The sequence below is a fragment of the Promicromonospora kroppenstedtii DSM 19349 genome (genome assembly GCF_000515355.1).
Lineage (GTDB): Bacteria > Actinomycetota > Actinomycetes > Actinomycetales > Cellulomonadaceae > Promicromonospora > Promicromonospora kroppenstedtii.
This window is the reverse complement of sequence record NZ_KI911618.1, coordinates 6,273-14,773: the sequence shown is the minus strand read 5'-3', so window position 1 is coordinate 14,773 and position 8,501 is coordinate 6,273. Positions and strand designations below refer to the sequence as shown.

Here is an 8,501-nt window from a genome sequence, read left to right as displayed (position 1 = left end):
GCCGGGCACGCGACGGACGCGGCTGTCGGCGGGCAGGCCGGCGCGCGACGCGTCGCCCTGGCTCCGGGCGCGACGCAGGAAGTCCGCCAGCTCCGTGTTCCTCTCGGCCATGGCTCCATTCTGGGTGCGCCGCCCTGCGCGGCGCACCCGTCAGGGTGGACCTCCGCGTCCTATGCGGCAGCGACCCAGGACGCAGGGGGCCGGGTATGGCGCTCGCAGGCCCGGTTCCGGGCGGAAGTCTTGACGGGTCGGCACGCCCGCCGACCCGACCTCCCGAGGAGACCACCATGTCCGACCCCACCGACCGCCCCGCGACCTGGTTCGTCACCGGCGCCTCCCGCGGGCTCGGCCTCGAGCTCGTCCGGCAGCTCCTGGAGCGCGGCGAGAACGTCGCCGCGACCACCCGGTCCGTCGAGCGCCTCACGGGCGCGCTCGACGACGTCGACACCTCCCGGCTGCTCGCCCTGACGGTCGACCTGGCCGACCAGGCGCAGGTGAACCGGGCCGTCGCCGCGGCGACGGAACGCTTCGGCACCGTCGACGTCGTCGTGAACAACGCCGGGTACGGCTACCTGGCCGCCGTCGAGGAGATCTCGGACGCCGACGCCCGCGCGATGTTCGACGTGCAGGTCTTCGGCGTCTGGAACGTGCTGCGCGCGGTGCTGCCGGGTTTCCGGGCCCACCGGTCCGGGCACGTCATCAACGTGTCCTCGATCCTCGGCCTGCTCTCGTTCCCCGGCTGGAGCCTGTACGCGGCGGGCAAGTTCGCGCTGGAGGCGATCACGGAGTCGCTGGCCGCCGAGGTTGCGGACCACGGCATCCGTGTGAACCTCGTCGAGCCCGGCTACATGCGCACCGACTTCCTGCGGCCCGTGTCGCTCGGTCTGCCGTCGGACACGACCGAGGCGTACCCGGCCGTCCGCGAGATGGTCGAGCAGCACCTCGGGATGCCCGGCACGCAGCTCGGCGACCCCGCGCGGGCGGCCGCCGCGATCATCGCCGTCGCGACCTCCGGCGAGGCACCGCTGCACCAGCTCCTCGGCTCGGACTCGCTCGGCTTGGCCGCCGGCCGCCTGCAGAGCCTGGCCGACGACGTCGAGACGTCCCGCCCGCTCGCGACCACGACGGACATCGCCGACACGCCGGCGGCCTGAGGCGTCGCGTGCCGGGCGCCTGGAACCCCTGACCGGTCTTCCCTTTCGAGGCCTAAGTTTCTTCGCTTTGCGCAGCCGCAAAGCGAAGAAACTTAGGCCTCAAAGGGGTCGGGGCCCACGGGACTTGCGGCTAGCGCTCGACCGGCGTCGAGTACGCGCCCGCGGCGATGTCCTCGACCAGCGTCGGGCCGGTCGGGGTCCAGCCGAGCAGCTCCCGCGTCACGATGCTCGTCGCGGCCCCCTCCATACCGAAGAAGCCGCCGATCCAGCCGAAGTGCGCCGCGACGTCGTCGGGCGCGATCGAGGCGACCGGGAGGCCGAGCACCGCGCCGATCGCCTCGGCGATCTCGCGGCTCGTGACCCCCTCCTCGGCGACGGCGTGCAGCCGGGCGCCCGCTGGGGCCTTCGCGAGGCCGAGGGCGACGAGCCGCGCGGCGTCGGAGCGGTGCACGGCGGCCCAGCGGTTGGTGCCGTCGCCGGGGTAGCCGGAGACACCGTGCCGGCGGGCCGCGTCGGCGATCACGGAGATGAAGCCGTGGTCCCCCGCGCCGTGCACCGTGGGCGAGAAGCGCAGGCTCACCGCGCGGACGTCGCGCTCGACGTACTCCAGTGCCAGGTTCTCGGCGCCGCCACGTGGCGAGTCGGGGCCGTAGGACGACGAGGTGTCCGCCTCGGTGGCGGGCCTGCCCTGCGCCAGCGCGGCGGTACCCGCCGCGAACAGGAGCGGACGTCCGGAGCCGGCGAGCGTGTCGGCGAACGTCTGCACGGCGGCCCGCTCGGCGGCGTTGGACGCGGCCGGGTTCGCGAAGTCGTGCTTGTTGGCCAGGTGGACCACCGCCTCGGCGGCGTCGGCGCCCCGGCGGAGGCCGTCGAGGTCGTCCAGGTCGCCGCGCTGCACCCGCACCCCCTTGGCCTCCAGCGCGGCCGCGGACGCGTCGGACCGGGCGAGCCCGGTGACGGCGTGGCCGTCCGCGAGCAGCTCGTCCACGGCCGCCGACCCGATCCAGCCGGATGCTCCGGTCACGAATACCTGCATGATGAACCTCCAGTGATGTCAGTGACTGCTGTCAGTCACAGACATCACCATACGCGCGACGTCAGCCGCTGTCATCACCTAGACTGGTCGCATGGTCAGATGGCAGCCCGGGACGAGCGGACGGCTCCAGGCCGCCGCGCTGGAGCTTTTCGCGAGCAACGGCTACGAGCAGACGACGGCCGCGGAGATCGCGCAGTCCGTCGGCCTGACCGAACGCACCTTCTTCCGGCACTTCAGCGACAAACGTGAGGTGCTGTTCCACGGGCAGGAGCTGATGGTCGACGCGTTCCTCGCCGGGCTGGTGGCCGCGCCGGACGAGGCCACGCCGATGGAGCTCGTCGCCGCCGCGCTGGAGTCGGCGGCGGAGCTGTTCCCCGACGAGCGACGGGACCACTCCCGGCTGCGACAGAGCGTCATCGAGCAGAATCCCGCGCTGCAGGAGCGGGAGCGGCACAAGATGTCGGTGCTCGCCGCGGCTCTCGGCGACACCCTGCGCGGACGAGGCATCACCGAGCCTGCGGCCACCCTCGCCGCCGAGTCGGCGACCACGGTGTTCGGCGTCTCCTTCACGCAGTGGATCGGCGCGGGCGAGGAGCGATCGATGGTCGAGATCGAGCGGACGGTGCTCGCCGAGCTGCGGAACCTGACCGCCGCCCGCCCTGCCGCGAGCCCAGCCGCCCGCCCTGCCGCGAAGGCCTGAACCCGTCAGTCCCAGCGGAACAGCAGCCCGGCCGTGACGCTGCCGACCACGACCGTCACACCCAGGCCGACCAGGTGCGCTGCCTCGACGGGCACCCCGACCCAGGCCGCCGCGAGCGCCTGGACCGCCGCGCCGAAGGGCAGCCGTTCGCCCAGCTCGGCGAGCGGCTCGGGCAGGCTGCCAGGGCCGCCGAACATGCCGCCCAGGGCGCCGAGCGCGAAGAAGCCGACGAGCCCGATCGCGACTGCCGAGTTGGGCGTCGGCGCGACGGCGGCCACGATCATGCCGACGGCGTACATGGCCGCCATCGCGAGGACGTAGACCCCGATCGCGGTTCCGATGTGCGCGGGCGGGCTCGCGCCGAAGCCGAGGAAGGCCACGGTGAGGGCGAGCGCCAGCCCGAGCACGGTCTGGAGCACGCTCACGATCACCTGGGCGACGAGCACCATCGCGGGTGACGCCGGTGTGACGGCGAGCCGGCGCAGGATGCCGGACCGCCGGTAGTACGCGAGGAAGCTCGGCATGTTGATGACGCCGATGGTGGCGATGACCATGGTGAGCACCAGCGGGAGCACGTACGCCTCCAGCGCCGAGAACCCGGCGACCACCTCCTGGTCGCCGGCGGCCTGGGCGCTCGTCAGGAGGATCAGGAGCGGCAGGCCGAGGGGCACGACGAGGCCCGCGGTGTCGCGCGCGACCATCTTGGTCTCGCAGACCACGAGGGTGAGCCAGGCACGCGGACCCGGTCGGTGTGCGGTGACCTGAGTGGCGGTGGTGCTCATCCGGCTGCCTCCAGCTGCTTTCCGGTCAGGGCGACGAACGCGTCGTCGAGGGTGTCCGCACCCGCTCGAGCGGTCAGCTCGCCCGGCGTGCCGACGGCGACCAGGTGCCCGCCGTCGAGCAGCGCGACCCGGTCGCAGAGCCGTTCCACCTCCTCCATCGCGTGGCTGACCAGCACGATGGTCACGCCCTCGGCGCGCAGGCGCTCGACCGTGGTCCACATGCGGCGCCGGGCGAGCGGGTCGAGCCCGGTCGTGAGCTCGTCGAGGATCACGACCCGCGGCCGGCCCACCATCGCGAGCGCGATGGAGACCCGCTGCTGCTGGCCGCCGGACAGCTTCTCGAACCGCACGCGCCGCTGCTCCTCCAGGCCCACGAGGTCGAGGAGCTCGGCGGCCGGGCGCGGGTCAGGATAGAAGCTGCGGTACAGGTCCAGGAGCTCGGCAACCGTCAGCGCGCCGTGCAGGTACGCCTGCTGGAGCTGCACGCCCAGCACCTGCCGCAGCCTGGCCCGGTCCCGCCGCGGGTCCAGGCCGAGCAGGCGGACGCTCCCCCGGTCCGGCCGGCGCAGACCCGCGATCATCTCGACGGTCGTGGTCTTGCCCGCGCCGTTGGTGCCCAGGATGCCGAGCACCTCGCCCACCTCGACCCGCAGGCTCAGCCCGTCGACGGCGACCTTGGCGCCGTACCGCTTGACGAGGCCCTCGGCCTCGATGGCGAGCGGCCGCCCGCTCCCGTCCGTGTCGCTGCTCATGCCTGACGACGCTAGGCGCGCCGTCCCACACCGCGCCCGTGCCGCTGGTCAGGGATGTGAACCATGACTTTCGGCACGGGCCCGTCCCGACCCGCGCCCGTAGGGTGGCTGGCATGCGGCTCGGGACGGAGGAGTGGTCAGGTCTCGCGATGCTCGTGGTCGCGCTGGTCCTGGCCGGGCCGGTGCTGTTCGGGTACGCGGACGCCTCGATCCCGCGCGGCTGGTGGATCGCCCTGTTCGTGCTCCTGATGGTCAACCTCCTGGGCTCCCTCGTGCGGGAGCGCGCCGACCTGGTTCGGCACGCGATGTTCGCCACCGCGGTCGTCTCGTCCTGGGCGGTGGTGCTCACCGCGCCCCAGGTCGGGCTCATGCCCGTGCTGCTCGTCGTCATCGCGAGCGTCAGCGTCTACGTGGCGCCGCTCCGGGTGGGCTTCGTCGTCGTCGGCCTGAACACGCTGGTGCTGGCGGCGCTCGCGACGCAGCGGGACAACGGGCTCGCCGACGCCCTGATCGGTGTCGGTTTCTACCTGCTCATCCAGGTGGCGACCCTGCTGAGCTCGATGACGCTCATCCGGGAGCAGCGGCTGCGCCGCGAGCTGAGCCAGGCGCACGTGGATCTCCGCGCGGCGTCGGCCCTGCTGACGGAGTCGGCGCGGACGGCGGAGCGGCTGCGGATCTCGCGCGACCTGCACGACCTGATCGGCCACCAGCTCACCGTGCTCACCCTGGAGCTGGAGGCCGCCCGGCACCGCGACGGCGAGCAGGCCCGCGACCACGTCGAGCGCGCCAACCGGGTGGCCCGCGACCTTCTCGCGGACGTCCGCTCGACGGTGGGCGAGCTGCGGACGGCGTCGTCGGACCTGACCGAGGCGTTCCGGGAGGTGGTGCGCGACCTGCCCGACCTGGACGTCTCGATCGACGTGGGTTCGGGAGTACAGGTGGACGAGGAGCAGGCGGCCGCGCTGGTGCGCGGCGTGCAGGAGATCGTGACGAACACCCTGCGGCACGCCGACGCGCGGGCGCTGCGGATCGAGGTGGCCGCGGGCCCGGACGGCGTCGTGCTGACGACGCGGGACGACGGGCGCGGGTTCCGCGAGCTGGTGCCCGGCAACGGGCTGCGGGGGCTCGCCGAGCGGTTCGAGGCCCTGGGCGGCGGCGTCGAGTTCGACGGTGCGGACGGCTTCCGGGTCACGGCGCGGGTACCGACGTGACGCGGGTGGTGATCGTCGACGACCAGACGCTGGTGCGGCACGGCATCCGGGCGCTGCTGGAGATCGCCGACGTCGAGGTCGTGGGCGAGGCCGACGACGGCGCGGCCGCGCTGGAGGTGGTCGCCGACGTCGCGCCCGACGTGATCCTGCTGGACCTGCGCATGCCCCGGTACGACGGCCTGTGGACCCTGGACCGGCTGCGCGAGCAGGGCAGCGACGTGCCGGTGCTGGTGCTCACCACGTTCGACGACGACACCCTGGTGCTCGACGCCCTGCGGGCCGGGGCACGTGGGTACCTGCTCAAGGACGTCACGGTCGAGCAGCTCACCCGTGCCGTGCACGCACTGGCCGGGGGCGGGACGCTCGTCGCGCCGTCGATCACGGACCGCATGCTGCGGGCGCTGCGGGCCGTGCCGACGGCGAACGACGGCGACACGCTCGCGGTCCAGCAGCTCACGGACCGCGAGCTGGAGGTGCTGCGACTGATGGCCGAGGGCTACACCAACCGCGAGATCTCCGGCGCGCTGTGCCTGGTCGAGGGCACGGTGAAGAACCACGTCTCGACCATCCTGCTCAAGCTCGCGGCCCGGGACCGGACCAACGCGGTGCTGCGGGCGCTCCGGCTCGGCGTGCTGGGCTGACCCCTACCCCTTGAGCCCGCCGACGCCCGCGTGCACGAGAGTGTTGGCGTCCTTGGTCTGGTCAACTTGACCAGACCAGGCTTCCGCGGCGATCATGGTCCCATGACAGTGGTGAACGTCCAGGAAGCGAAGACCCACCTCTCCCGGCTGATCTCACGCGCTCAGCACGGCGAAGAGGTTGTCGTCGCGCGGTCCGGGAAGCCCGCGGTCCGCCTGATCCCGGTGGAGCCGGTGGCTGAGCGCACGTTCGGCACCGTGCCGCTCTCGATCCCGGACGGCTTCTTCTTCGACCCGCTCGACGAGGAGGAGCTCGCCACATGGGAGTGACCTATCTTCTCGACACCCATGCGTTCGTGTGGCTGCTCTCCTCGCCCGATCGGCTCGCCGAGCCACTGCGCACCGAGCTCGGATCCACGGCGAACCGGCTCCTGGTCTCCGCAGTCTCCGCGATGGAGGTCGCGACCAAGGTGCGCCTCGGCAAGCTCGACGCTGCCGCCACCCTGGTCAGCACGTGGGAACGCCGGGTCGAGGACCTGGACGCGGAACTGCTGGACCTGACCACGGCGCACGCCCTGCATGCCGGATCGATGCCCTGGGCGCATCGGGACCCCTTCGATCGGCTGCTCGCCGCGCAGTCGATCGTGGAGAACGTGGTCCTGGTGACCACCGACGCCGCGTTCAGCACGCTCCCCGGGATCCGCACTGCCTGGTAGGCCCAGAGCCCCGCGTCATGGTGCGGCTGGTGCGAGCGTGGCGGCCAGCACCTGCCAGCCGTCCTCCCCACGCACCCAGAGGCGCGTGTAGGTCAGCCGCGCGGAGACCGCGCCGCCGCCCTGGACCGCTTCCACGGCGGCGACCAGCCTGGTCGCCCCGCTCGGACCGTCCTCCTGGACTTCGAGCGACTCCTCGTCCAGGCGGGTGATCCGGAGCGCGCCCGAGCGGTAGCTCTCCAGGTCGTCCTCCTTGGAGAACACGGACCCGTCGGGGCCGGCGCCGACGCACCGAGGATGCAGCAGTGCGTCCAGTGCGCTGACGTCTCCGGAACGCTGGGCGGCCTGGAGCGCGTGCTCCGCGGCAAGAAGACTCATCGCGCGAGTCTACGCAGAGGTACAAGCGCAGGTGAGCGCTACCGCGCCTCCTGGTACGGGACGACCACACGCTTGATGATCAGCAGGCCTGCCGCCGCGACGGGCACGGCCACGAGGGCGCCGAGGATGCCGCCGAGCGCCGCGCCGGCGAGGGCCGCGACGATGACCAGAACGCCGGGCATCGACACGGCGCGGCTCATCACGCGCGGCGACAGGACGTACGCCTCGACCTGCATGTACACCAGGAGGCACGCAGCGACGACGATCGCCGCGACCGGGCTCACGGTGAGCGTCGCGAGCGTGACCAGGATGGACCCGATGACCGTTCCGACGACGGGGATGAGCGCCGCGACGAACGCGATGACGGCCAGCAGGATGGGGGCGGGGCTGCCCGCGAACAGCGTGAGCACCAGCGTGAACGTGGCGTTGATGGTCGCCAGGACGAGCTGCCCGGAGACGTACCGGCCCACGGAGTCCAGCACCTCGCCGAGGAGCGACCCGGTCACGGCGCGCCGGGAGCGGGGCACGAGCCGCAGGACGGCGGAGATCATGGTCGGCAGCGTGAGCGCGAAGTAGATCGTCAGGGCCGTGACGATGATGACGGCGGTGACGCCGTTGACCAGCCCGGTGCCGACCTGCAGCACGCCGCCGGCGATCGCCGAGAGCTGCCGGGGGTCGCTGAGCAGGTCGGTCAACGAGGACAGCAGCCCGTTCAGGTCGAGGGCGCCCAGGTTGCTGGTGGCCCACTCGTACCAGGCCTGCTCGGGCAGCGTGCGCAGCAGCTCGACGAGCTGGGCGCCGAAGCTGCTGACCTGCGGCACGGCGATCGGCAGCACCGCGACGACGAGGAGCGCGATCACCGCGGCCGACCCGACCACCATCACGGTCGCCGCGACCCATCGCGGCAGGCCCCGGTCGGTCAGGGCCTCGGTCCCGGGCTCCAGGGCCAGCGCCAGGAACAGGGCCAGCCCGACGTACACCAGCACGGTCGCCACCGCGGAGAGCGCGCCCAGCACCGCGAGGCCCGCACCGACCCCGAGGGTGGCGAGCATCGCGTAGCCGAACGGGTTCGCGGGCAGGCCCACCACGGTGTCCCGGCCCGCGCGGCTGCCGGCGACCCGCGGCGACCGCGCGGTC

General features: G+C 72.8%; 11 protein-coding genes. 6 read left to right on the top strand and 5 right to left on the bottom strand.

Annotated elements, in window-relative coordinates; genetic code table 11:
* Positions 1-287 precede the first annotated feature (287 nt).
* Positions 288-1,154, top strand: a complete 867-nt coding sequence (locus PROKR_RS04610) for an SDR family NAD(P)-dependent oxidoreductase (RefSeq protein WP_036960008.1) — start codon at positions 288-290, stop codon at positions 1,152-1,154.
* 130 nt (positions 1,155-1,284) lie between these two features.
* Here PROKR_RS04610 and PROKR_RS04605 read toward each other — a convergent pair whose 3' ends face one another.
* A complete protein-coding gene (locus PROKR_RS04605; protein WP_245605697.1) occupies positions 1,285-2,178 on the bottom strand; it encodes an SDR family oxidoreductase in 894 nt (297 codons plus the stop codon).
* Between the two features lie 103 nt (positions 2,179-2,281).
* Between PROKR_RS04605 and PROKR_RS04600 the strand changes: the two genes are divergently transcribed.
* Positions 2,282-2,890, top strand: a complete 609-nt coding sequence (locus tag PROKR_RS04600) for a TetR/AcrR family transcriptional regulator (RefSeq protein ID WP_036960004.1) — start codon at positions 2,282-2,284, stop codon at positions 2,888-2,890.
* 5 nt (positions 2,891-2,895) lie between these two features.
* Here the strand turns inward: PROKR_RS04600 and PROKR_RS04595 are convergent, their stop codons facing one another.
* Together PROKR_RS04595 and PROKR_RS04590 are read right to left on the bottom strand one after the other, a co-directional pair.
* A complete protein-coding gene (locus PROKR_RS04595) occupies positions 2,896-3,672 on the bottom strand; it encodes an ABC transporter permease (protein ID WP_036960002.1) in 777 nt (258 codons plus the stop codon).
* Positions 3,669-4,424 carry an ABC transporter ATP-binding protein gene (locus tag PROKR_RS04590; RefSeq protein ID WP_036960000.1) on the bottom strand — a complete coding sequence of 252 codons (756 nt, stop codon included), beginning with the start codon at positions 4,422-4,424 and terminating at the stop codon, positions 3,669-3,671. Before PROKR_RS04590 ends, PROKR_RS04595 begins: the two co-directional genes overlap by 4 nt.
* A gap of 113 nt (positions 4,425-4,537) precedes the next feature.
* On the opposite strand from PROKR_RS04590, the gene PROKR_RS04585 reads away from it, so the two are divergent.
* From PROKR_RS04585 to PROKR_RS04570, 4 genes are all read left to right on the top strand, one after another.
* Entirely contained in the window at positions 4,538-5,635 is a 1,098-nt protein-coding gene (locus PROKR_RS04585) for a sensor histidine kinase (protein WP_245605696.1), read from the top strand.
* 5 nt (positions 5,636-5,640) lie between these two features.
* Complete coding sequence (locus PROKR_RS04580; protein ID WP_342665851.1) at positions 5,641-6,276, top strand: response regulator; 636 nt, start codon at positions 5,641-5,643, stop codon at positions 6,274-6,276.
* A gap of 102 nt (positions 6,277-6,378) precedes the next feature.
* On the top strand, positions 6,379-6,603 hold the full coding sequence (locus PROKR_RS04575; protein ID WP_036959996.1) for a type II toxin-antitoxin system Phd/YefM family antitoxin: 225 nt from the start codon (positions 6,379-6,381) through the stop codon (positions 6,601-6,603).
* On the top strand, positions 6,594-6,989 hold the full coding sequence (locus tag PROKR_RS04570; protein ID WP_036959995.1) for a type II toxin-antitoxin system VapC family toxin: 396 nt from the start codon (positions 6,594-6,596) through the stop codon (positions 6,987-6,989). The genes PROKR_RS04575 and PROKR_RS04570 overlap by 10 nt, the downstream gene beginning before the upstream one ends.
* Positions 6,990-7,004: 15 nt before the next feature.
* Here the strand turns inward: PROKR_RS04570 and PROKR_RS04565 are convergent, their stop codons facing one another.
* Positions 7,005-7,364, bottom strand: a complete 360-nt coding sequence (locus tag PROKR_RS04565; protein WP_036959991.1) for a nuclear transport factor 2 family protein — start codon at positions 7,362-7,364, stop codon at positions 7,005-7,007.
* Between the two features lie 38 nt (positions 7,365-7,402).
* A partial coding sequence (locus PROKR_RS04560) for an AI-2E family transporter (RefSeq protein WP_169736321.1) occupies positions 7,403-8,501 on the bottom strand: 1,099 nt, incomplete at its 5' end.

Excerpts from the sequence above, each read along its gene's own strand:
- PROKR_RS04565 (WP_036959991.1), bottom strand. The coding sequence starts at position 7,364 with ATGAGTCTTCTTGCCGCGGAGCACGCGCTCCAGGCCGCCCAGCGTTCC.
- PROKR_RS04600 (WP_036960004.1), top strand. The coding sequence starts at position 2,282 with ATGGTCAGATGGCAGCCCGGGACGAGCGGACGGCTCCAGGCCGCCGCG.
- PROKR_RS04585 (WP_245605696.1), top strand. The coding sequence starts at position 4,538 with ATGCGGCTCGGGACGGAGGAGTGGTCAGGTCTCGCGATGCTCGTGGTC.
- PROKR_RS04590 (WP_036960000.1), bottom strand. The coding sequence starts at position 4,424 with ATGAGCAGCGACACGGACGGGAGCGGGCGGCCGCTCGCCATCGAGGCC.
- PROKR_RS04570 (WP_036959995.1), top strand. The coding sequence starts at position 6,594 with ATGGGAGTGACCTATCTTCTCGACACCCATGCGTTCGTGTGGCTGCTC.
- PROKR_RS04575 (WP_036959996.1), top strand. The coding sequence starts at position 6,379 with ATGACAGTGGTGAACGTCCAGGAAGCGAAGACCCACCTCTCCCGGCTG.
- PROKR_RS04595 (WP_036960002.1), bottom strand. The coding sequence starts at position 3,672 with ATGAGCACCACCGCCACTCAGGTCACCGCACACCGACCGGGTCCGCGT.
- PROKR_RS04610 (WP_036960008.1), top strand. The coding sequence starts at position 288 with ATGTCCGACCCCACCGACCGCCCCGCGACCTGGTTCGTCACCGGCGCC.